This is a genomic window from Amycolatopsis roodepoortensis (assembly GCF_014873915.1).
Lineage (GTDB): Bacteria > Actinomycetota > Actinomycetes > Mycobacteriales > Pseudonocardiaceae > Amycolatopsis > Amycolatopsis roodepoortensis.
Window position 1 is genome coordinate 643,694 of the sequence record NZ_JADBEJ010000008.1, and the last position, 22,362, is coordinate 666,055.

Sequence of the window (22,362 nt, forward strand, 5' to 3'; positions counted from 1 at the left end):
CCGGATGTGGGAAGTGCGGCGCGGGGGCGTGCCGCCGCCGGGAGGGACGATCGCCATGGGACTGGGCCTGAGCGCCATCCGGCTGGATTCGACCCTGAACCTCGTCATCGTCGTGGTGCTGGCCCTGCTCGCGATCATCGCCGTGCCGTTCTTCTGGGAACGCTGGCGCCGCAAGCTTCTCGGCCGCAGCGGCACGATCCTCGTCGCGGTGGTGCTGATCGTGATCAGCACCGGAATGGGCGGGAACATCATCGGCGGTTTCTTCCCGACGGTCGGCGCCCTGTTCGGCACCGGCGTGTACTCGGGGCAGGGCGTCGACGCCGTCGGCGGCCAGAACGGCGCGGACCTGGACAAACTGGGCGCCGGCGGGGCGACGCGTGCCAAGGAGGGCAAGGGTTCCGTCGTGTACATGACGGTGACCGGCAAGCGCACCGGCCTGACGCGTGACGTCTCGGTGTATTTCCCGCCCCAGTACTACGGTTCCGCGTACCAGGGCTTCAAGTTCCCTGTCATCGAATGGATCCCGAACTATCCGTCCGGGCCCGAAGTGGTCACCGGTCCGTACGGCCTGCCCGCGCAACTCGACGCGGCCATCGCGAAGAACGTGCTCCCACCGTCGCTGGTGATCATCCCGGATCCGACCGGGAAGCCGAAGATCGGCCACGACACCCAGTGTGTCGACGAGGTCGGCGGGTCGGCCAACGACACCTACCTGACCGCCGACATCCGCGACTGGGCGATCGAGAAACTCGGCGCCAATCCGCAGCGGAAGGCGTGGACGATGGCGGGCTGGTCCTCGGGCGGGTACTGCGCGATGAACCTCGTGACCCGGCATCCGCAGTGGTACGGCCAGGCGGCGAGTGTCAGCGGCTACGCGGAGGCTTCGGTGGACGCGGAGACGGAGAACCTGTTCAAGGGCAGGCAGGACATCATCGACGCCAACAAGGTCACGCTGAACCTGCAGAAGCATCCCTCGCCGGTGGACATCCTGGCGATCGCGGGGGACAAGGAAGGTTTCGAGAGTTCCTCGCTCGATCAGCTCCAGGCGGCCGTCCGCGCGCCGGCGACGCTCTCGTCGTGGCGGATCCCGGACGCCGGCCACAACATGAACACCTTCAAGACGCAGATCCCCGACGTGCTGGCGTGGATCGGCGCGCGGACCTTGCCGCCGTCCGCGCCGCAGGACAAGAAGATCGTCACCAACGGCGGGGTCAAACCGTGGCCGCTGCCGAACACCGGTGCCAAGGGCGCGCTGGTCGACGTCGTCGAGTAGCTATCCGCGCTTGGCGCGGTAAGCCTTGGGGTACAACCGAAGCCGGTCGGGAACACGCTTCCCGGCCGCCCTCGTGACCGCGCCGAGACGCCGGAGCCGCCGCTCGCCCGCGTCTGTCCACTTGAGACTCAAGCGGTCGCGCAGCGCCGCGGGGAGCAAGCCGATCGCGCACAGGGTCAGCACGTTCCCGCCCGCCGGCCGGACGGGACGCCACAAGGCCTCCGGCAGGAACCACCACGGCGGTGGTGGCGTGTCCCGCATGGTGATCGAGTGGAGCAGTTCCCGGACGGTGTGGTTGTCCTCGAGCCGGTTCGCGACGACGTCGTCGAAGTAGGCCTCGAATCCTTCGAGATCCTCGGGCATGTGGTGCTCGCGAAGGCCGAGCAGCAGGCCGAGCCGTCGCCATTCCGCGTAGAAGCGACGCTTTTCGGCGTGGGACAAGGGATGTATGAACACTTCCTGCATGCGGACCGTTGTCCAGAACGTCGATCCGTGCACCCACCAGTAGGCCTCGGGGTTCAGCGCGTGATAGCGCTCGCCGTGGTGGTCGACGCCCTTGATCGCCTTGTGCAGCTCACGGAGCCGCTCGGCCTCGGCGACCGCTTCCCGGCCGCCGAAAACCTGGCACAGCAAGGAATCGATGGTCCGGTCGAGTCGGCCCCACGGGTCTTCGGTGTAGTTCGAATGGTCGTGGACACCGGCGCCGACCACCGGATGCGCCACCTGCAGCAGCAACGCCGTCCCCGCGCCGAGCAGCAGTCTCCGGTCGCCGACCACTCGCCAGGCGACGGAATCCGGGCCGAGCGCGGTCACGGCGGGCAGGCGGGCTTCGGTGCTCATGACGACCTCCCGGGAGAGCGGCGTGCGGCCACTGTCCCATCTTGTTTACAGGCCGTCAATAGCTGGGAGAAGGCCTCTCACCACCTCGGACACCTGTTTGCCGGCGCCGGTGTAGGTGGTCGACACTGGTTGGGAGGTCAGGACGACGACGATGTGGCGGTCGTCTTCGCCGACGGTGCCGGAGCTGTGCAGGATCCGGGAGCCGCGGCAGCAGGCCCAACCCTGCTTGATCGACCAGCGAAGGGAACCGACGGCGTCGGGGATGCCGAAGTACTGCCGGACACCGTCGGATCCGTTCTCCGTCGCGCCGCTCAACGCCCGCATGATCGTCGTCCGTGTCCCCGCACCCGCCCTGTCCAGCAGATAGCGGTAGATCTTCGCGACGTCCGCGGCGGTGGTCCGGGTGTCACCCCAGCGGCCCGGGTCTTCAGGCGGCCGTGTCCCGCCGAGGCCGATCTTGCCTGCCCATCGGGTGACGATGGCCGGTCCGCCGAGGGCCGTCCACAGTCTGCTGGCGATGTCGTCGTCGCTGACCGACAGCATCCGCTGCACGGTGCTCGCCGGCGTGCCCGCTTGAAGCGCTTCCAGTGCGATGAGGAGTTTCACCAGCGAAGCCGAGGTGTAAGCGCGTTCCGACTTGAGAGAGACCGTGGTCTTCTTGGCGACGCGGTCGTAGACGACCACGCTCACCTGCCCGCCGGGGACGAGATCCGCGAGCGCCTCGGTGTCCACGGACTTCGGTGGTGGGCCCGGTGCCGCCGAGGAGGAGGGCGGGGGCGAGGGTTCGACCGGGTCCGGTTCGGCTTCGACGGAAATCACCGTGTCGGTCGAGGCGGCGGCCGCGACCGCCGCCGGGCCGGGCCGCGATCGCGGAATCAGCGCCATCGCGAGGATGGCTCCCAGGCACAACCCCACCAGGAGAAAGACTCCGCTCACCTTGCCCACACGACCTGTTGACCGGATCACCCGATCGTGTTCACGGCTAGGCCGTTCGGCCGCTTCGGTTTGCCCGCGAGGGCCCCTGGGTATCCGGCTGCCAAGCCTGAATTCAGGTCGCCAACTCTGGGAGGCGGAGCAATGGCACGTGCACAACGCGCTCGTATCCGGACCGCGGGCGTCCAGCCCGCGCAGGTTCTCGCCGGGCTGTCGAGCCTGGCCTTCCTGGTGTTCGGGATAGTGGGCTTCACCAGGACCGGGTTCGCCGATTTCGCCGGGCGCAGCGACGCGACGGTGCTCGGATTCTCGGTGAACCCCCTCTACAACCTCGGGTTCGTCCTGCTGGGCGCGATCGGTCTGCTGCTGACCTTCGGCTCGGGGCGGTCCCGGGTCTTCGGTCTCCTGACGTTCGTCGCCTTCGGGGCGCTGTTCGTCTGGGGTCTGATGATCGCCGGCACCGTTTCGACGAATCCGGTGTCAGAGGCGGGCAACCCGTTCAACCTCAACTCGACCGACAACTGGCTGCACCTCGGCCTCGCCGCCCTCGGGCTGCTGATCGCGTTCCTGCCCGCGCGGCACAAGGTGCTGCTGCCGGAGGACGAAGACGAGACCGTGGTGACGGACCGGGCCGACAGCGCCACCGTCGTCGAGCCCCTTCCGGACGGCTCGCGACGGGCGAAGCATGAGAAAGGCCCGACCGTCGCTCGTGACGAGCGACCGCCGGGCCTGGCCCACTAGGTCTCAGTAGCCGTAGTCCTGGGCGGGAGCGCCTTCCTCCTTTTTGGGGGCAGCGTTCCCGCTCTGGGCTGCCTTGTTCTTCACCGGCGCGGTGCTCTTGCAGCCCGCGGGCTCGATGACGAACCAGGTGCCGCCCACGCCGTGCCCGTTCGCCTCGCCGGCGTTCGCGTCCTTGGCGTAGCGGTAGACGGCCCAGCCGCCGACGGTGACCTGCGTGGTGCCGTCCGCGCGCTTCACCTTGCCGAGCAGCTTGGGGTCGATTCCTTCGAGCTGGACGTCGCCATCGGCGAGCACCGGCGGCCAGGTCTTCGCGCAGTCACCGTTGCAGGTCGGCTGCTTGTTCTTCTTGTCCTTGGTGAACATGTAGAGGGTGAAGCCCTCCTGGTCCACAATGGCCGGTCCGATGCCGTCGACGTTGGTCGCGACCAGCTTCGCCGCGCCGTCCTTCTGTTCGGCCGGAGCCTCCTCCTTCGCGGCCTGGCCCGCCTTGCCGCCCTTGGCGTTCGCGGCGTACCAAGTGCTGCCGACGCCCTGCCCCTTGGTCTCGCCCGCCTTGGCGTCCTTGGCGTAGCGGTAAAGCGCCCATCCGCCGACGGTGACCTGCTTGCGACCGTCGGCGCGGGTCACTTCGCCGACCAGCGCCTGATCCACACCTTCGATCTGGACCTCGCCCTCGGCGAGCACGGGCGGCCAGGTCTTCGCACAGTCACCGTCGCAATTGGACTTCGGCGGCTTCGCACTGTCCTTGTCGAAGCGGTACAACGTGAACCCGTCCTTGTCGACGAGCACCTGGCCGAGGTCGCCGGCGTCGGCCACGGCCACCTTGGTCTCGCCCTTGGCCGCGGGGGCGTTTCCTCCCGCCCCGGCCACCGCGGCGGCGGGAGCGACGGCGGGCGCCGCCGTCTCGGTGCCGCCCGAGCAGGCCGACAACGCCACCAGGCCCACGGCCGCGGACGCCGCTGCGACGACGAAACGCTTGCGAAGCATGGGATTTCTCCTTGTTCGTAGGGGTTCCGCGGCTTGGCGCGGTGAGCTTGTACCCCCTACACGGAGCCGGCGCGGGACCGGTTCAAGGAGTTTTCGGATTTTCTTCGCGGGCGTCCAGCGCGGCGTCGACGAGCGCCCCGGCCGACCCGGTGTAGTTCGCCGGATCCAGCAGCTCGGCGAGGGAATCCGCGGGGAGGACTCCGGTTATCTCCGGCAGACCGGAAAGAACCTCGCCGAGCGGCTTGTCCTGCTCCAGCGCGAGCTTGGACGCGCGTCCCAGCGCCTCCTTGGCTCGCGCCTTGCCGAGCAGCGGGGCGAGGACGGTCGACAGGCGCTCGGAGACGATCTGGCCGTGCGTGAGGCCGAGGTTCTCGCGCATGCGCTCGTCGTGCACCACCAGGCCGCGGGCGAGCTCGGCCGCCGTATGCGCGGCGCCGCCGGTCAGGCGCAGGCATTCGCGCAGCAGCTGCCACTCGGCGTGCCACGCGCCCGCGGACCGTTCGTCCTCGGAGAGCGCGGCCTGGGTGACGCCCGTGGCCAGCACCGGGACCTGGAGCGCGGCCGACCGGATCAGCGTCGCGAGCACCGGATTGCGCTTGTGCGGCATCGCCGAAGAACCGCCACGGCCCTCACCCGCCGGCTCGGTGACCTCCCCGACCTCGGTGCGCGTCAGGAACTGGACGTCGACCGCGATCTTCCCGAGCGCGGCGGCCGTGAACGCGAGGGCGGCCGCGAGGTCGGCCGTCGGGGTGCGGAGGGTGTGCCAGGGGAGCGTGGTCTCGGCGAGCCCGGTCTCCTCGGCGAAGGCCGTCTGGAGCCGCTGCGGATAGCCGTCGGGCAAGTCGGCGAGGCGCGCGTACTCGGCGTACGCGGCCCTCGTTCCCGCCGCGCCACCGAGCGAGACCGGGAGAACGACACGGTTCAGCCTGTCGAGCGCGTCGAGCGTCAGCTGACGCCAGCCCGCCGCCTTGAGCCCGAACGTGGTCGGGACCGCGTGAGCGGTGAGGGTGCGCCCGGCCATGAGCGTGTCGCGATGCGCGCGGGCAAGGCTCGCCAGCGCGTCCGCCGTCGCCTCGAGGTCCGCGACGAGGAGCGTCCGCGTCCGCGCGGCGACCAGCATCATCGCGGTGTCGAAGATGTCCTGGCTGGTGGAACCGCGATGGACGTACTCCGTCCCGGCGGCCTCGGTCAGCTCCTTGATCAGCCCCACGACCGGGTTCGCCGTCTCACGAGCCGCCCTCGCCAACGCGACCACGTCGATCTCGGCCGACGCGGCGGCCTCGGTGATCGCCTCCGCGGCGGCCCGCGGGATCAGCCCGGTGGCGGCCTGGGCCCTGGCGAGCGCCGCCTCCGTGTCCAACAGGGCCCGCACCCAGGCGAGATCACCCGTCGCCGCCTCGGCGGGCGTGCCGGCGCGGACCGGGGACAGGAGGCCGGAATCGGGATCGGCGTTCATCGGCCCAGCATCGCACTTCAGGTTTCAGTGGCCTGTCCTCCCGTCGATGCGCTCGCGCAGCAGGTCGGCGTGCCCGGCGTGGCGCGCGTACTCGGCGATGTGATGCGTCAGCAGCCACCGCAACGAGAACGGCTCCCCGTCACGGCGGCTCTTGCCCGTGTCGTCGAGTGACGCGGCCGCCACGATCTCGCGCGACCGCGCACACTCCTCGTGCCACGCGGCCCACGCGACCTCGACGTCACCGCCGAGGTCCTCGAAGTCCTGCTCGGGCCACTCGTCGGAGTAATAGAGCAGCGGTACGTCCTCACCCGCGAACTGCAGGCGGAACCACCAGCGCTCGACGCCCGTGAGGTGCCTGAGCAGCCCGTGCAGCGACATGCTCGACGGCTCCACCGACCGCAGCGCCATCTGCTCCGGCGTCAGCCCCTGGCACTTGAGCTCGAAGGTGCGGCGATGCCAGTCGAGGGTGGACGTCAGGATCTCGCGCTCACTCGCCACGCGCGGAGGCTCCGGACGGTCGCCTTCCCAGTTCGGCGCGTAGTTCTCGTCAGGGATCGTGTCCATGCCCCCGACCTTGGCAGAGACCCCCGACAATTCGGTCGCGCTCCGGCGGCCGCCCCGCCATCCTGGTGGTCGACGGCGGTCTACTAGACTCGGCCGCACGGGCCGTTAGCTCAATTGGTAGAGCTGCGGACTTTTAATCCGTAGGTTCTGGGTTCGAGCCCCAGGCGGCCCACAACATCAACATCCCCGCTGACCTGCGGGGATGTTGTCATTTCGGGCTCGTGTTTGCCTTGGTGTCGACCACGATTGGGCTCCGTTTGGTCTCCGTTTGCTCTGGTGTGCCGAATCGTGTCCAGCCAGCTGTAACAGGCTCACGACACGCGCTGGTGCTCTCCTCGCCGTGTGGAGTGGTTCGGCGTGCCGGGCACTGCAGTGCTCCTACCGATTCCTGCAATGTCGCGCGGGTCTCCGCGATGATGAAGGTCATGACCGACGATGCGCGGCCGGCGGCCACGAGCACCCCCTCCACGCCAACGGCCGGAGGACGGCCGGTGCTGCGGCCGATTCCAGGCTGGGTGATCGCCGCAGGGATTCCGGTGATGTTGCTGGTCGCGGTAGGTGCGGTGTGGCTGTTACTCGGTATCGGAGTGGATAGTGCGAAGCTCGAGGTGATCCGCACTGGCGGCGCTCTCGGAGTTGGCCTGGGTGGGGTGCTGGTGCTGTGGCTCGGCATCCGACGCCAGCGCTCGACTGAGCTCGACTTGCTGGCCAAGTACGAGGCGCATGAGCTGGCCGAGCGCACTGCCGCGAACACGCTCGCCCACCAGCAACAAACGGCGGCGGATGCTCGTTACGACGCGGCTGAGCGGCGGATTACCGAGTTGTACACGAAGGCGGCCGATCAACTCGGCTCAGACAAGGCGGCGGTCCGGCTGGCTGGCCTGTACGCGCTGGAACGCCTTGCCCAGAACACTCCCGAGCAGCGTGAGGTGATCGGGAATCTCCTGTGTGCCTACCTGCGCATGCCGTTCCAACCTGCGGACGACGCCCTGCCAGCGGAGACCGATCAGGAAACCCGTGACCGCAACGACGTCCGCACCCAGGAACAGGAAACCCGGCAAACCGCGCTGGACATCCTCACCCGTCATGGCCCGTCGTCTGGACGAGCCCACTGGCCCGAACTCACGATCCGCCTACAGCGGGCTCACCTGGGCGGGATGGACCTCCGCACAGCTGCCTTACGCGGTGCGGACTTGAGCGGGGCAAACTTGAGCGGCGCGGACCTGAGTGGCGCAAACCTGCGCGAGGTCGGCTTGGAGGAGGCGGACTTGGGGCGGGCGAAGCTGCGCTGGGCGGCCTTGGGCGAGGCGGATCTGCGCGGGGCGTACTTGGGTCAGGCGGACCTGTACGGGGCGACGCTGAGCCACGCACTCCTGCGCCAGGCAGATTTGCGCGGTGCAGACCTGAGCGAGGCGAAGCTGCTCGGGACGGACCTGCGCGAGCTGGACCTGCGTGAGACATTGCTGCGTGAGACGAAATTGGCCGGTGCGGACCTGCGCGGGCTGAACCTACGCGGGATGGACCTGACCGGTGCGGACCTGAGCGAGCTGGACTTGCGTGAGACAGAGCTGGCTGGGGCGAAACTCGCCAGCGCGAAGCTCGCTGGTGCGGACCTGCGCGGGCTGAACCTGAGCGAGTTGGACCTGCGCGAGGTGAACCTGCGCGGTGCGGATCTGAGCGGTGCGGACTTGCGCGAAACGGACTTGCGCGGTGCGGACCTGAGCGGGGCAGCCTTGCGTGAGCTGGACTTGCGTGAGACGGACCTGCGCGAGGCGAAACTTGTGGGTGCGGATCTGAGCGGCTCGGACCTACGTGGACGAGACTTGAGTGGGGCGGACCTGAGCGGGGCGAAGTTGGCCAGGGCTAACTTGCGTGGCGCGAAATTGGACGTGGGACAAGCCGACTCCTGAGAGGGCGCGTGAGTACACACCAGAGTGAGCGGAAGATGTGTTCGCTACCGGCCTAGCGTCGGAGAACGTCGTCTTTGTCCGGAAGGTCGATGTCTCGGCCCGGTACGAGGAACGCGATGAGGTCTGTGTCCGCGTTCCGACTTTCGTCCAGGTGTCGGATAGGGCCCGACGACGCACCGTTCGGGACGTGGGGGTTACTCGGTGGGGCGGCGTCGTTTGTCGCGGATGTAGATGACTGCCGGCTTGCCGTCGCCGGGGGTGCGCCGGTCGTGTTCGAACAGGGTGGTGGCGGTGATCAGGCCGCTGAGCTTGGGGTAGCCGTAGTTGCGTGGGTCGAAGTCCGGGCGTTGTTTGGTGATGATGCTGCCCACGGCGGCGAGTGCGGCCCAGCCGTCGTCGTCGGAGGCTGCCTCGACGGCGTTGCGCAGCTGGTTCACCAGTGCTGGGTCGGCCTTCAGCTGTGCCACTGCCGTAGCGGGTTTGGGCTTGGGGTCCGCCTCCGCCGGCGCGGCGGGATTGTGAGGGTGGGTGAGGTTCTCGGTGTAGATGAACTTGTCGCAGGCCGCGACGAAGGGCTGGGGTGTTTTGCGTTCGCCGAAGCCGTAGACGGTGAGGCCGGATTCGCGTAGTCGTGCGGCGAGTCTGGTGAAGTCGCTGTCGCTGGAGACGATGCAGAATCCGTCGAAGCGCCCGGAGTACAGGAGGTCCATCGCGTCGATGACCATCGCCGCGTCGGTGGCGTTCTTGCCGGTGGTGTAGGCAAATTGCTGGATGGGCTGGATGGACTGGGCCAGCAGGTGGTCTTTCCAGCCTTTGAGGTTGGTGCCGGTCCAGTCGCCGTAGGCGCGTTTGACGTGCGCGGTGCCGTACTTGGCGACCTCGGCCAGTAGTCCTTCAGTGATCGACGGTCGTGCGTTGTCTGCGTCGATTAGTACCGCGAGTCTGATGGTGTTCTCGCTGGCCATGGATCAAGCCCTTCGGTAAGTCGTCTGACCCTGGCGTCAGCCGACGTTTGGTCGATCATCCCGCAGCAACGCACTTCACCAGCGTCGTACCTCGTCTGCGACGTCGCCTCTGCCGACTTCCGCTGCGTTGATGATCATGACTCGACGACGCAGGAATTCGGCACTGCGCCGGTTACCGGATCGGGAGCACTGGTCGCTCGCCCGCGGACCGGCAAGACGGATCAGTCCCAAGATTCCCACCGTTCCGGAGTTGCGTCGTCGGGGCCCGGCGGCGGGTTACATCGCGGTGAGTGCGGTCTTCTGCGAGGTGCGGGAAGGCCACGGAACGCGGTAACGCCCGCCGAGCCATCGGCGACCTAGGTAGCGGCCCGGCAGCCCCTCCCCCCTCACTGCCGGGTCTTTTGCTGCGCTCGCGTGCCGACCTGCAGCTGCCGCCACTATCGCAAGTGTGCGACGAGGTAAGCGCTAGAGCGGGGCTCCGATCCTTAGAAGTCGGCGTCGCCGAGTGGGAAGTGCTTTTTGTCCCATTGTCGGCGTAGCGAGATCAGGGCGGCTCGATTTAGGACCGTGATCTCGGGCTTGTTCTCGTGTGTCGTTCGGGTGATGAGTCCTTGTAGCTCCAGGTAGAGGAGTGACGTGCGGAGCCGGTGGGTGACATAGCGGCCATTGTGTTTCGTTGCTGCGACTTTTGCGGCGGGTGAGTGCAGCAGGTCCGGGGCTCGCTGATGCCAGAGTTCGACAAGTCGGGTGCGGTCGCAGGTCGGCTGGGCGTGGTCGGTGATCTCGAGGAGGAGGTCGGCGACGTCCACGGTCTCGCCGGAGACGGGTGTGCCTTGGAACTCTATGAGTCCCTTCTTGATATGGCGAGCGGCACCGCGGCGGCCTCGTTCGGCGGCGACCGCGTCAGCGAGCCGGTAGCTCGCGTTGGCTGAGTTGGGCCAAGGGAGGAGCTGTAACCGGGCCCAGAGTGCGGTGTCGGCGAGTGATTCCTCGCCGGCATGGGCCTGGCGGTGGTCGTCAACAGCGAACGCCAGCGCCAGTAGCGAGCGCTGTAAGGACTCCACGACGCTGTCGCGATGGACCTGGCGGAGGCGGTCGGAGGCCAGGGCGAGGTATTGGTGCAGGACGATATTGAAGAGGCTGGCTCGTTCACGCCAGGCGATGAACTCGCGATACTGGCTGGCGTGCTCGACAGCGGTCATAAGCCCGGCGTCGTGTTGTTTCTCGGCGAGCTTGATCTGGTCGCGGTGGCATGTGGCCGTGTGACTCGTTCGGGCTTCGATGATTTTCAGTACGCGGTAGGTCTGAGAGATGCGGTCGTCGGCGAGCAGGGCTTCCCACCTGCCGCGGTGCGATGGGTTGAGGGCTTCGCGGATGTAGTTCTCGGCGTCTTCGTCGTCTGTCGGGTCGTACGGGAGCGAGTTCGGCACGGTTGGTCCCTCACGGCGTGGTCGGTTCACTGTGGCAATCGGCGCAGAGCTGCGCGTTCGGCGGCAGCGGAGCGTCGACGAGGCCGATGCGTGCGCATCGGGTCAGGACCGCGGTGTACTCCCCGAACTTGGTCGGTATCGGCTTCTCGTCGACCTGATGCACGACGTACGGGGCAGTGACGCCGACACATGTTTGGCCTGGAGTAGCAGCCGCGACCAGCTGTCCGGCGTCCGGCTCGTGCGGCAAGTCGAGGTCGAAGGGCGGCCAGAACAGCGCGTCTACGCCGAGCTGCGGCTCTGAATCGCGGGTGGGCGTGTGCAACGGGTGCACGGCCGTCAACACCACTGTTCCCGCTCGTACGGGGTGTCGGCCCGCTGCCGCAGTAGCGGACACCGATGAGGTTCGGATTCTGCTGCCAGGGCGACGGATCTGGACTCCGTCCGCGACCAGAAAGGCGCGCACGGCCCGGACGGACAAGTGGTAGGCAGCCGCGAGGTCGCGCAAGGTAGCGCCAGCCTGATAACGGACGCTCAGGCCCAATGGCGGACGTGAGTCTCGGCGACGTCGTGACGAGGCGGCGCGCGCACTCCGGTGACCCATCACCGTCCCTGTTCGTCCGGTGGTGTTCTGGTTGAGGCGTACATCAACGTCGGTGTCCTGGAAGGCGGGGTGTGCCGCCCCCTCACGAGAGGAGGCGGCGCCCCGAGATCGGTGGCTAGGTAGCGGTGCCGGTACGGGCGACGTGATAGATCCAGAAGCGAAGAAACCGGCCGGCAGGCGTAGGAAGCTGTTTCCTTCGGACCAGCGCGAACACGTCATCGCCACTGGGTGGCGCCTGGTCGAGGAAGGTCAGACAGTTCTGGTCTTCTGTCCTCAGCGGAACTTCGTGGAGCCCTACGCCCGCAAGATCGTCGATCTTTACAAACGAGGCCTGGTGGTATCAGTGCTGCCATCGGGCGTCGATCTGAGCGACGCGCTGGCCGTGGGGACTGAGTGGTTCGGCGCCGACCATCCCATCCTGCAGTGCCTTCAGCTCGGCGTAGCCATCCATCACGGAGCACTGCCTGGTCCTTTCCGGCGAGAGATCGAGCGGCTCCTGCAACAAGGGATACTGAAGGTGACGATCGCCTCACCGACCCTCGCCCAGGGCTTGAACCTGTCAGCTTCTGCGGTGCTTTTCCACGGGCTACGCCGCGGCAGGGACCTGCTCTCCGGCTCTGAGTTCGCCAACGTCATTGGCCGTGCCGGTCGAGCCTTCGTTGACACAGAGGGTCTTGTCCTCTACCCGACATTCGACAAAATCCCGACGCGGAGCCGCGACTGGCGCAGCCTGACACAAGAGGACAGTGGTAAGACTCTGCGGTCCGGGTTGATCGAAATCGGTGTCGCTCTTCTGCAAAGGATGATCGACTCGCAGGGACACGCTTCCGTCGACTCCTTACTGACCTATCTCACCGGCGGGCTGGACTGGTCGCTCCCTGTCGTAGCTCAAGAGCCCAGTGAGCGGGGTGCCGCGGCAGCCGAAAGCTGGCGGTCAAACCTCGCATTGCTTGACATCGGAATCCTGAGCATCGTCGGGGACGGCGACCAAGCCATCGCCGGTGACGCCGCCACCCAGATCATCGCCGATGCGCTCCGCGACTCGTTGTGGGAACGTCAACTCAGACGCCAAGAAGACCTGGAACCGGCCTTGCGCGAGCTCGTTTACAGCCGGACGCGGCACCTATGGCGGGCGTCCACTCCCTCTCAGCGTCGCGGCTGGTACCTGGCTGGATTGGGCGCCGTCGCTGGCTCCGAGCTTTCCAGGGTATCCGGAGAGATCGTCGCCCAAGCAGTCGAGGCTGAGACAGCCCTTCTCGAAGACGATCACGAGCTGGCTGCCAGCATGCTCGTGGCAATCGCGGAGACCGTGTTCGACATGCAGGTCTTCCAGCCTGAAACGAGGCTGGTCAACTGGCGCGACGTACTGAAGGACTGGATACAAGGATCGGCACTAGGCGCCATCCCCGGCGAGCGTGTCGAGGTAGCCCGGTTCATTGAGGCCGACGTCGTGTACCGCCTGGTCTGGGGGATGGAAGCCGCCAGGCTCTACGAAACCGCTCAGAACAACATCGACACAGAACTCCTGTCAGGCTCGGCGGTGGCCGCAATCGAGACAGGAACCTGCAGCCAGCAAGCCTCGATCCTCATACGCTCCGGCTTCGACCACCGCCTCGCCGCCATCACAGCCGTCACAGAAACTGACGCCACCTTCGACTCAGCCGCCAGCATGCGCCAGTGGATCGCCGACCTCGATCCCATCCTGGCACTTGATCAAGACTGGCCTACACCCGAATCACGCTCTGCGTGGGAAGCATTTACTAACCCCTTACGGACACGTCGTTCGCGTCGGTGGCGTCGTGAGGATGAGGATGTGCAGAATGTTACTTGGTACGGCACGACGCCGGATCCCGGCACTTGGCTCCGTGTGACGGATGCCGCTCCAGGCAAGATCAGAATTTGGTCCACAGGCTTCGACGCGCTCGGCGAGGCAACCGTTCTCCTCGATCAAGGGCGACTAGGCATCTTGCGCGCGCGTCGTCACGATGTTGGTTCCGGGATTCGACTTATCTACCGTGGCCCAGGCGACCTGTTGCCGAGCAGCAACGCTTAGACAACGCGGCCCGTCTGCGACCTCTGTCTGTTGCCTCAGGACGCGGGCAACGATCATGCGCGGTGGGGCTGGCTACGGTGCTGGCCAATACTCAGCTTATCCTCACGTCCTCTCGCCTGCAGCGGGTTTGTGGTCTACGAAGCCGTGGCGGTTGGCGAGGTCAATCTAGGATGCCGGTATGATCGCGTCCGGCCGCTAGGCGCGGGCCACTCTCCGAGTGCTTCAGTGTTGCCCACTCAACACCTGCACGACCGAGGACAAGAGGCTGTGACAGCCTCGCGCCTCCCATGACATTCGACCCCGAATCGCAGGGGAGTGGGCGCCTGCCGGGAGAGCACGACCATGACCACGCGGTCACGTAGGCGTCACATCCGCGCCCAGATGGAGCAGACGGGCGAGTCCTACACGAAAACCTTGAGGAAGCTCCCCGCCCAGGCGAGCACGTCTGAAGAGCACCATGCGGTGGCGGAGTTGACAGATCCGAACGTTCTATGCGGCGTCCGGCTGACTCTCACACGCGCCGGAGCTTCGGCGAAGGACTCCGTCGAGGGTGTCGTGATCTCCAGCGTCCAGAGCGGCACTGGCGATTTCCGTTGGCGCGTAGCGCTGCTGTCTCCCTTCGAGGGAACGCAGTCAGGTGGCGTCATCGAAATCGCTGATGACAATACCTGGAATCTGGCGCCGTCGCTTGCCGACGTCGCCGCAGCAGCGGCGCGTCACGACGGCCGTTGCCCGGACGGCCGGCCGTGGTATCAGCCCGATCAAGTACCTGGTGATGTTCTCGCCACAGGTCCGGAGTTGCATCGGATGTTGCTGAAGCCACGCCTAGGGCAGCCGCCGATCGCGACGAAGAAGCTGCACAGGCAACCCGACAAGCTGCTCTATGCCATCGCCGACGCCGAACCGAAACAAGCCCGCACGACTGCCGAGGAACGGCGGTGGCGACGTGAGCGGACCTGTGCAAATTGCGGCACCACGTCCACGTTGACGTTCAGTCCCGCCGAGGACGGCAAGCGCTATTGCGAGGAACATCGGGCGGACGCCAACCGACGCACGGAGCAGCAACGAGCTGAGGACACGCGCGTACGAGCGTCGTTGAAGGCGCGCGAGATCGTGGACGATCCCGACACTGTGCTGGTTGCCATGACGTGGGATCGAGAACTACAGGGTTACCCGTTCCGGATGGAAACCTTCGGTGGCGAGTTGGTCCTTGAGCGGGTCCTGCCCTATATCGCCGGTGCTGCGCTGCTAAGCACCACTGTCGACGACCTGCCGAGTTGGGTCAGCGACTCGCAGAATCTCGCGTGCGTGGGCAAACGGCTGATCGAGGCGCCCGAGGCGGACCCTATGGGCGCCTTCCGTAAGTTGCTGCGTGCCGGTGGCCAGGTGTTCGCGGACGGCGATCTGACTCCCCGCGATGCGGACAACCTCGTCGGCCTCTACCGGGCCTTCATCGGTCCTCCCGATGCCTCGGCTGGTCATGACATGCCGACCGTGAACTGGAAGAAGTCGACGCGAACAGCCGTGGACGTGATCGATGGCGTGCGCGACGTGCTCCGTGAGATGGCTGCCGTCCCGCTAACCGACGATGAGATCAAACGGGCGAAGCGACCGAACAGAGTTCGTCGATCGAAGCGCTATCGGTTTTACGAGTCTCGGCGGTCGATTTTGGCGATACGGCAGGACGACAGGAGACTCGCTGCACGTATCTACAACGACGCGACTGGACACGGTGCTGAACAGGCAAAACTGGGCGGCTGAGGAAGGCTCCTGACGGCCGTGGCGTGAGGTGTTAGCCGCTGGCGGAGGTTTTGTAGTCGGAAGACGGCAGGACCTCCGCGCGCAGCTCCTGCCACCGGTGTCGCGTGCACGTGAGGGCCAGCGTCCAGGCCCGGAGTGGCGATGGCGCTATCGGCAGTCACGGCTCGTTGAGGAGGCGCTACGGTGCTGAGTGTTGGGTGAGGTGAAGGAACGCGACGGAGGTCAGCCTCACTCGGTGGCGTCGCGTTCCGCATGCGGTCGGCCGTAACTGGCGTTCAGATGAGTTTGGTGCGCAGCGCCAGCTGGTCGTTGTCGCGGTCGCGTCGTAGCCGGCCTCGCCGGTCGGCGGCCAGGTCGGATGGCTTGATCACCACGAGGCGCAGCCCGTGAGCGGGGATCAGTTGGTCTCGACGCTGGTCGTACAAGGCGCGTTGTTGGCCGCGGTGGACACCGCTGACGGTGAGCCGGTCGGGTTTGTCGAAGTGCGGGACGGGCTGGTTGTGCTGGATCTCCCGGTATTCGACCACGAGCTGATGATCGGGCCAGTAGCTGTCGACGGGCAGCCGGACTGTGCGCCCGTTTCTGCCGGGATCCCCGCGCAGCCAGTCGAACCGGGCTTGGCGCTGGCCGCGCTCGCCCAGGATCTCGTCGCACAAGTCCAGCACGTAAGCTTCGTCGCTGTCGACACGCCTCATCGTGGCTATCGTGCCAGGTGACGGCGACCCGACGGTTGTCGACGCGTATCGCCATCGTCGCCGGCACGTCCAATTCGACGACGAGCTTGACACATCGACGCGAACGCCCGACATGGGAACGGTCATGGTCATCGCCGTCCCTCTTAGCCTCTCGTGCTGGCGGGCGAGGTCGTCGGCCGCCTGGCGAAGGAAATGCAGATTCTTGGTGATCTCGCTGATCCCGCGCTGGTCGGCACCCCTGAATCATCGGGTGCCGACCAGCCGGGTGTTTCATGTCCTGGTGGGAACCGGCCCGTTCGGGGCCGTCACTCCATCACTGGCCTTCAGCAAGAAGAGATCAATGAAAAGCGCGCCGATAAATGCGACGGCACTCACCACAAGCAGGACAATCCATACAGTTTTCCTGGTACGTCGATAGCCGAGAGCCGAGAATGCCCCAGAGGCCACAGCGAATAACGGAGCCACCAATGGAAAAGCGAAAACCAATACAACTGAGACTGTTGCCCCAAGAACTCCGCTCATGATGGCTGATGGAGATCCGAAGCTGCTGCTACGGGTGTCCCTGCTGGCGGTAGTCATGGCTCAAGTGTGGCACAAATCAGTCGCCGATGTTGCACGAGTTCGAAGGCAACCAATGCACACCGTCCGCGTTCACGCGGCCCTGCAGGCAGGTTGTGGGGTGCGCGATATCCCAGGGGCCCGCGCCGAGAACGAAGTAGTACTGAGCAACGCCGCGTCCCTCCCAGCCGGGGTTCGCAGTCCAGCTGATGGGGTCCTTGTCGATACGCCAGCCGGGTGTGCTGGTCTCACCGCCGACATTGTCGACCCACACGTGATAGACACGGCCGTTGCTCACGCAGATCGCGGTGTGCTGCCAGTAGCTGTACAGCGTGTTCCCGGTCAACCCCTTGCCTGCGCCGCGGAAGCTGACATACCAGCATCCGTCCGCCTCCAGCGCTTCTTTCAGGGAGTTCACCCTTTTGCCCTCATTGCCGGCCAGTCCCGTGCCCACCACCTCGGTCTCCACTTTCGCCACCGCTGTCGCCGCGGTGAACGCCTCTCGCTCGGCAGGCGGCAGGGCGGTGTAGGCGGCCTTCGGGTCAGGCGAGGAGAAGACCCTCTCCGCGACCTTGATCCCATCGATCGGAGTCTGGCCCTCGGCGATCGCACTTGTCGATCCCGACAACACCATGGCTGCCGCGAGTGCTGCGAGAACACCAAATCTCTTTGTTTTCTTGAGCAAAAATACATCCCCTCATAATGGGCGCTCATGTCGCCCGTACGGCGCGCCGAAGCGAATGCTTCAAATGGCGCGAGGCGAACATTACAACACAGCCCCGAGATGGGGCGACAAACTATTGGCAAATTAGGCCACGCGCAGTTGCTCTCTACGCCGAATGGAGTCGATCACCTGCTTGGCAATTTTCATTGCACGGCAACGTATACAGGCCATTCGACTCGCGTAAACGACTCCTTTTTCGCCGATGCGCGCGTTTTCCACTGTCGCGCAGCGAACGGGCCGCGAAAAGCGTACTGAACGATCAAAACAGGGATGTCGGCCCGGCCTTGGAAGCCGGGCAGTCCGCCGGTCTGCGGTCACGTCGGCATCCTCTCGCGCGTCCTCGCGCCGCAGCGCCGACACGGTGTATTGGACGCTGCCGACGGCCGTGCTGAAAGGATCGCTGTCCCGTGTGCGCGCCACGCTGGCGACACTGGTCGCCGAACTGAGGGCGAGCACCCCGCACGGGCAAGCCCTTCCTGATAAGGCCGCTGCCGACGGTGCCGTTCAGCTCATCGTCACAGGAGACCGCAACACGGTCACCTTCGCCACGCAGCAGACTTAGGGCGGCGGCTCGAACAACGTCTTCATAGGGGCAGGTGAGCCCGACGCACCGAAACGCGGATGGCAACGGTGGAAGAAACCCGGAACCGTCATCGTGGGTCTGGCCACGATCGGCGGCACCGTGGTCTGCGTTCTGACCTGGCTTGATTGGACACCGTGGTAAGAGCCGCGAATCGCGCTGTTCACGCGGAACCCGGCCCCTCCGGGCTGTGAAGCGTTCCGAGTGCGGGCTCTGGCGATGTGGCGGAGCGCTTCGTTCTCGAGTCTAAGGTTTGTCCATGGCTACGGCTAACAAAGACCAGCAGGTCAAACATGTTGTCGAGGGTGTGGCGCTCGGTGTGCTCGCAGCCGGGGTCGGGGCGTTGACCAGCACGAAGATGGCCTTGGAGCTGAGCTTCAACCAGGCATGGCGACGCTGGTCACCTGCGGCGAACTTCCCGAGCTTGCGCGGCCCGGATCCGGGCAACCTCTTCTGGGGAGGCCTTCACCGGTCTGCGGGGCGTAAGTGGGCATTCGCCGCGTGGGAGAACGACCGCCGCTGGGTCCGGCCGTACCTGCGCGATGGATGGTCGCTCGACGAACTCGACGAGTGTCTGGAGAACTTCGCCGACGAACGCGCCTCAGTCAACGACTGGCGCGAGTTCGGGCGCCTGTACGTGGAGCGGTTCGAGCCCGACGAGAAGATCTCCGCCTGAAGCCTCGCATCATCGGAAGGCGATCCGACGCGGGGGCCGTCGCCGGAATTCCGGCAGCCGGTTTCTCAGCCGTTTCGCAGCGGCGTGCGGCGGGTGCTAGTCGGCACAGTGTGCGGTGAAGGCGGTCCAGAGGGTTTCGGCGGAGTGGCGTCCTTCAGCTGTCGGGACTGCACGTATCCACAACGATGCGGCCGCGCCCAAGGCAGAACAGGCCAAATCAGCCGACTGTTGGGCGCTCCTGACGATCGTGGCATGGCTTGTCGCGCTGCTGGCGGAGGTCCTGCAAACGGAAGGCGGCAGGTGCCTGGAGTCGCGCGGCGTATGCGGGATCGCTGCAAGCTCACTTGGCTTCGGCCGGGTTGCTGCCAGGGGCAGGGCCGGGCGTGTCGACTCAGCCAAGGGGACGCGCTGGACCGGACCGCTCGCCTCCGAGACTGGAATCGCCAAGCCCGTCGTTGGGCCCACGTCGTCTCCGATTGGGCTCCGTTGCCGACGTAGAGCCCGACACGGGGCGGCACATGATGGCACTCGTCCCCGGAAAAACTGGCGTTGAGCTGCACAAACTGGCAGAATTTGGTACTGAACGCCACTAGGCAACATGGCTGAGCTGGGGACTTTTAATCCGTAGGTTCTGGGTTCGAGCCCCAGGCGGCCCACTCTTTCGCCTGGTCCACACATAGTGGGCCACCCAGGGCAAGTTCAGCTCCCCGGTTTATCCCCGGTTCACGGCAGCACGGTCGGCCGCGTGAGGCGTCCAAACCTGCGCCACCAGCACGGTGCTCACCCCGAACAACGCCACCCCCAGCGGCACATGGACGGCGAGGTCGCCGCTGCCACCGACCACGAACTGGACGCCGATCAGCACCAGAAGCACCGCGCTGATGGCCGTGTACCGCGCCGACCCGTTGCCCACCCGCCAGACCAGGAGCGCGGCGACGAGCTGCACGACCATCGCGACCGTGACGAAGGGGCCCGTGGCGTGGTGCACCGAGCTGCCGCCTTCGCCGGAAAGAAGCAGGCCGGCGGTGATCCCCTGCACCAGCAGCGTGGCCGCCAGGAACACCGTGCTCGCCTTCAGCAGGCCGAAGAACCGCCCGGTCACCACGTCACCCGCAACGCGCGCACGCCGTAGACGAGGCTGAAGACCCGGAAGTCCAGCGGTTCTGCCGGGTCGGCCAAGGCGAGGCCGGGGAAGCGCCGGAGCAACGCGGGGAGTGCGATGCGCAGCTCCATCCTCGCCAGTGGCGCCCCGAGACAGTGGTGCGGACCATGCCCGAAGGCGACGTGGCCGGTGGTTCCGCGCGTGATGTCGAACGTCTCCGGATCGTCGATCAGGGCGGGGTCGCGGTTGGCGGCCGGAATCGAGCAGATCACGAGCGAGCCCGCGGGGATGCGGTGCCCGCCGATCTCCGCGTCCGCCGTGGTCGTCCGCGGCGGCAGCGACTGGACGACGGACAACCAGCGCAACAGTTCCTCGACGGCGGGCTCGATCAGCCCGGGATCCTCGCGGAGCATCGCCAGCTGGTCCTGGTGCCACAGCAGGGCCAGTGTGCCGAGGCCGAGCATGTTCGCGGTCGTCTCGTGCCCGGCGAGCAGCAGAAGGCTCGCGACGCCGGTCAACTCGTCGGAAGTGAGATCGTCGCCGTGTTCCCGCACGAGCATGCCCAGCATGTCCTCGCCCGGATCCGCCAGGGCGCGGGCCACCAGGCCCGCCATGTAGTCGTGGTCCTCCCGTTGCGCCGCGACCCGCTGGTCCATCGGCAACGAGGAGTCGAGAATCCGCACGGCACGCGCGTGGAACTCGCCGCGGTCGGCGTACGGGACACCCAGCAACTCGCAGATCACCAGCGACGGCACCGGCAAAGCGAAGTGCGTCACCAGATCGGCCGGCCTGCCGGCTCGCTCCAGATCGTCCAGGGCCGCTTGGACGATCTCGGTGATCCGCGGCTCGAGCCTGTTCATCCGCCGGACGGTGAATTCGGGCGTGAGCAGCCGTCGCAAACGCGTGTGGTCGGGTGGGTCGAGCCTGATCAGCTGCCCCGCGGTGGGGCCGTCCCCCGGGATCGGCGTCAGTGCGCTGCTGAACCGGGCCGGATCCGCCAGCACTTCGCGGACGTCTTCCTTGCGGCTGACCAGATACGCGGGCAGGCCGAACGGCGTCTCGACTCGCACGACGCCCTCGCCGTCACGTGCCTTCGCCAACTCCGCGACCGGGTTGAGACCGTTCCTGCGCATATGAAGCGGCATCGCCTCGGTCATTTTCAGCCTTCCTGGGCGTCGAGCCACTCGACGAACGTGGGGCCCGTGAGCTTGGCGTGCGGGCTCGGCAGGAAAGCGCCGGCGGCCGCGATTTCGGCGTCGGGCATGCCGGAGCCGTCGACGCCGACGACCTCGATGCCTCGGCGGGCAGCGAGGAGACGGGCCGCGTCCGCCATGATTTCCTTGCGGGGCCCCGCGATTTCGGGGATCGGCGGTCCCGGGTCCTGGTGGGCGACGGCGAGGTCGACCAGTTCCTCCGCGACGGTGCGGCAGGCAACGAGCTGCGTGGGCAGGGCGGGCAGGTGAACGACGTCGCTTTGCTGCCAATCCAGGAGCTGGCCGACGAACTCGTGGAACTGTGCGGCCCGCAGGAGACGAACGGGAAGAGGGCCCGCCAGGAGGAGTTCCTCGTGCACCTTCTTGGCGGCGAGGAAACCGGCGGTGGCCTTGTCGGCGCCGATGATCGACGCCGCGGTGATCCGGGCGACGCCCGCCTGACGGCTGGCTTCGTGCAGATTGCGGGCCGATACACGGAAGAATTCCGTCGCCGCCTCCTGTTCGGAGCCGTGCCACGAGGCGACGTCGATGATGCCTTCGGCGCCGGCGAGTGCTTGGGCGAGTCCTTCACCGGTGACGACGTCCACGCCGGTGGCCCGGGACATCGGCACGACGTGGTGACCTCGTTCGGTGAGGACGTCGACGACGTGCCGTCCCAGCCTGCCGGTCGCTCCGGCCACTGCGAACTTGCTCATGGTTCGAACCTTTCGGGAAAGTCAGTCGGTGTAGTTCTGGCCGGGCGGCATTCCGGGAATCGGCTTGGCGATGAGCGCGGCGGGGGCGAAGAAGCCGATATGCGCGATCGCCATGACGAGCGTCCAGAGCGCTTTGGCGTCGTAGCAAACGGATGCCTTGGCGTACAACGAATCGGGGACCCGCTCGCCGGACGGATTCGGGGTGAGGACGGCCTCGACGAGTTCCAGCGCGATCCGTTCCGGGTCGGTGAAGCAGGTGGCGTCCTGCCACGTCGCCACCGCGGTGATGCGTTCCTCGGGCTCCCCGGCCTGCCGGAGAGTGCCGGTTTCGCGGATCGTGAAGTACGTGCTGCCGAGCAGCTGCCCGGCGCGCAGCTGCAGCAGCGCGATGGTCGTCGGGGGAATCGCGCCGTTCTTGAGGACCTTGTGCAGACCGCCCGCGACTTCGGCCATCTCGGGGACGAACGGAATCGGGTTGGGCATGCGTGATCGCGGGCCCGTCGTCGTCGCCATGGGTGGGCTTCCTTTCTCTTGGCGTCGTGCCCAAGAGATCCCGGCGACCCGATTCCCGTGACAGAGCGGCCTTGTGACACAGGCCACTGGG

General features: G+C 66.6%; 22 protein-coding genes and 1 tRNA gene. 9 read left to right on the plus strand and 14 right to left on the minus strand.

Annotated features, from left to right (window positions below):
- The first annotated feature begins 55 nt into the window (after positions 1–55).
- Positions 56–1,273 carry an alpha/beta hydrolase gene (locus H4W30_RS40765; protein ID WP_192747590.1) on the plus strand — a complete coding sequence of 406 codons (1,218 nt, stop codon included), beginning with the start codon at positions 56–58 and terminating at the stop codon, positions 1,271–1,273.
- Here the strand turns inward: H4W30_RS40765 and H4W30_RS40770 are convergent, their stop codons facing one another.
- Both H4W30_RS40770 and H4W30_RS40775 read right to left on the minus strand, forming a co-directional pair.
- Positions 1,274–2,113 (minus strand): oxygenase MpaB family protein, encoded by an 840-nt coding sequence (locus H4W30_RS40770; RefSeq protein WP_192747591.1) that lies wholly within the window; start codon positions 2,111–2,113, stop codon positions 1,274–1,276. It abuts the gene before it with no gap.
- Positions 2,114–2,158: 45 nt separating this feature from the next.
- Positions 2,159–3,058, minus strand: coding sequence for a serine hydrolase (locus H4W30_RS40775; protein ID WP_192747592.1), 900 nt, complete (start codon positions 3,056–3,058; stop codon positions 2,159–2,161).
- A 132-nt stretch (positions 3,059–3,190) separates the two neighbouring features.
- On the opposite strand from H4W30_RS40775, the gene H4W30_RS40780 reads away from it, so the two are divergent.
- Entirely contained in the window at positions 3,191–3,787 is a 597-nt protein-coding gene (locus tag H4W30_RS40780) for a DUF4383 domain-containing protein (RefSeq protein ID WP_192747593.1), read from the plus strand.
- 3 nt (positions 3,788–3,790) lie between these two features.
- Here the strand turns inward: H4W30_RS40780 and H4W30_RS40785 are convergent, their stop codons facing one another.
- The 3 genes from H4W30_RS40785 to H4W30_RS40795 form a co-directional block, all read right to left on the minus strand.
- Entirely contained in the window at positions 3,791–4,774 is a 984-nt protein-coding gene (locus H4W30_RS40785) for a hypothetical protein (RefSeq protein ID WP_192747594.1), read from the minus strand.
- 82 nt (positions 4,775–4,856) lie between these two features.
- On the minus strand, positions 4,857–6,230 hold the full coding sequence (locus H4W30_RS40790) for a class-II fumarase/aspartase family protein (protein ID WP_192747595.1): 1,374 nt from the start codon (positions 6,228–6,230) through the stop codon (positions 4,857–4,859).
- A 24-nt stretch (positions 6,231–6,254) separates the two neighbouring features.
- Positions 6,255–6,794 (minus strand): DinB family protein, encoded by a 540-nt coding sequence (locus H4W30_RS40795; protein WP_192747596.1) that lies wholly within the window; start codon positions 6,792–6,794, stop codon positions 6,255–6,257.
- Between the two features lie 99 nt (positions 6,795–6,893).
- On the opposite strand from H4W30_RS40795, the gene H4W30_RS40800 reads away from it, so the two are divergent.
- Together H4W30_RS40800 and H4W30_RS40805 are read left to right on the plus strand one after the other, a co-directional pair.
- Positions 6,894–6,966 (plus strand) — tRNA-Lys (locus tag H4W30_RS40800).
- A 253-nt stretch (positions 6,967–7,219) separates the two neighbouring features.
- Complete coding sequence (locus H4W30_RS40805; protein WP_192747597.1) at positions 7,220–8,704, plus strand: pentapeptide repeat-containing protein; 1,485 nt, start codon at positions 7,220–7,222, stop codon at positions 8,702–8,704.
- 194 nt (positions 8,705–8,898) lie between these two features.
- Here H4W30_RS40805 and H4W30_RS40810 read toward each other — a convergent pair whose 3' ends face one another.
- The 3 genes from H4W30_RS40810 to H4W30_RS40820 form a co-directional block, all read right to left on the minus strand.
- Positions 8,899–9,669 carry an NYN domain-containing protein gene (locus tag H4W30_RS40810; protein WP_192747598.1) on the minus strand — a complete coding sequence of 257 codons (771 nt, stop codon included), beginning with the start codon at positions 9,667–9,669 and terminating at the stop codon, positions 8,899–8,901.
- 485 nt (positions 9,670–10,154) lie between these two features.
- Positions 10,155–11,099: a hypothetical protein gene (locus H4W30_RS40815; RefSeq protein WP_192747599.1), complete on the minus strand. Its 945-nt coding sequence runs from the start codon at positions 11,097–11,099 to the stop codon at positions 10,155–10,157.
- A gap of 10 nt (positions 11,100–11,109) precedes the next feature.
- Positions 11,110–11,442, minus strand: coding sequence for a hypothetical protein (locus H4W30_RS40820; RefSeq protein ID WP_192747600.1), 333 nt, complete (start codon positions 11,440–11,442; stop codon positions 11,110–11,112).
- A 544-nt stretch (positions 11,443–11,986) separates the two neighbouring features.
- Between H4W30_RS40820 and H4W30_RS40825 the strand changes: the two genes are divergently transcribed.
- Together H4W30_RS40825 and H4W30_RS40830 are read left to right on the plus strand one after the other, a co-directional pair.
- Positions 11,987–13,753: a helicase C-terminal domain-containing protein gene (locus H4W30_RS40825; protein WP_192747601.1), complete on the plus strand. Its 1,767-nt coding sequence runs from the start codon at positions 11,987–11,989 to the stop codon at positions 13,751–13,753.
- A 381-nt stretch (positions 13,754–14,134) separates the two neighbouring features.
- Positions 14,135–15,514, plus strand: a complete 1,380-nt coding sequence (locus tag H4W30_RS40830; RefSeq protein ID WP_192747602.1) for a hypothetical protein — start codon at positions 14,135–14,137, stop codon at positions 15,512–15,514.
- Positions 15,515–15,789: 275 nt separating this feature from the next.
- Here the strand turns inward: H4W30_RS40830 and H4W30_RS40835 are convergent, their stop codons facing one another.
- A complete protein-coding gene (locus H4W30_RS40835; protein ID WP_225950819.1) occupies positions 15,790–16,209 on the minus strand; it encodes a hypothetical protein in 420 nt (139 codons plus the stop codon).
- Positions 16,210–16,362: 153 nt separating this feature from the next.
- Between H4W30_RS40835 and H4W30_RS40840 the strand changes: the two genes are divergently transcribed.
- Entirely contained in the window at positions 16,363–16,665 is a 303-nt protein-coding gene (locus H4W30_RS40840; protein ID WP_192747603.1) for a hypothetical protein, read from the plus strand.
- 142 nt (positions 16,666–16,807) lie between these two features.
- On the opposite strand, the gene H4W30_RS40845 is transcribed toward H4W30_RS40840, so the two are convergent.
- Positions 16,808–17,452 carry a hypothetical protein gene (locus tag H4W30_RS40845; RefSeq protein ID WP_192747604.1) on the minus strand — a complete coding sequence of 215 codons (645 nt, stop codon included), beginning with the start codon at positions 17,450–17,452 and terminating at the stop codon, positions 16,808–16,810.
- A 400-nt stretch (positions 17,453–17,852) separates the two neighbouring features.
- Between H4W30_RS40845 and H4W30_RS40850 the strand changes: the two genes are divergently transcribed.
- Together H4W30_RS40850 and H4W30_RS40855 are read left to right on the plus strand one after the other, a co-directional pair.
- Entirely contained in the window at positions 17,853–18,053 is a 201-nt protein-coding gene (locus H4W30_RS40850) for a hypothetical protein (RefSeq protein WP_192747605.1), read from the plus strand.
- Between the two features lie 277 nt (positions 18,054–18,330).
- The gene (locus H4W30_RS40855; protein WP_192747606.1) at positions 18,331–18,747 is read left to right on the plus strand and encodes a hypothetical protein; all 417 of its coding nucleotides are present in this window, start codon (positions 18,331–18,333) and stop codon (positions 18,745–18,747) included.
- A gap of 712 nt (positions 18,748–19,459) precedes the next feature.
- Here the strand turns inward: H4W30_RS40855 and H4W30_RS40860 are convergent.
- The 4 genes from H4W30_RS40860 to H4W30_RS40875 are packed head-to-tail and all read right to left on the minus strand — an operon-like array spanning position 19,460 to position 22,271.
- Positions 19,460–19,849, minus strand: coding sequence for a hypothetical protein (locus H4W30_RS40860; protein ID WP_192747607.1), 390 nt, complete (start codon positions 19,847–19,849; stop codon positions 19,460–19,462).
- Complete coding sequence (locus tag H4W30_RS40865; protein WP_192747608.1) at positions 19,846–21,006, minus strand: cytochrome P450; 1,161 nt, start codon at positions 21,004–21,006, stop codon at positions 19,846–19,848. Before H4W30_RS40865 ends, H4W30_RS40860 begins: the two co-directional genes overlap by 4 nt.
- 2 nt (positions 21,007–21,008) lie before the next feature.
- The gene (locus tag H4W30_RS40870) at positions 21,009–21,758 is read right to left on the minus strand and encodes an SDR family oxidoreductase (protein WP_192747609.1); all 750 of its coding nucleotides are present in this window, start codon (positions 21,756–21,758) and stop codon (positions 21,009–21,011) included.
- Positions 21,759–21,779: 21 nt separating this feature from the next.
- Positions 21,780–22,271, minus strand: coding sequence for a carboxymuconolactone decarboxylase family protein (locus H4W30_RS40875; RefSeq protein WP_192747610.1), 492 nt, complete (start codon positions 22,269–22,271; stop codon positions 21,780–21,782).
- Positions 22,272–22,362 lie beyond the last annotated feature (91 nt).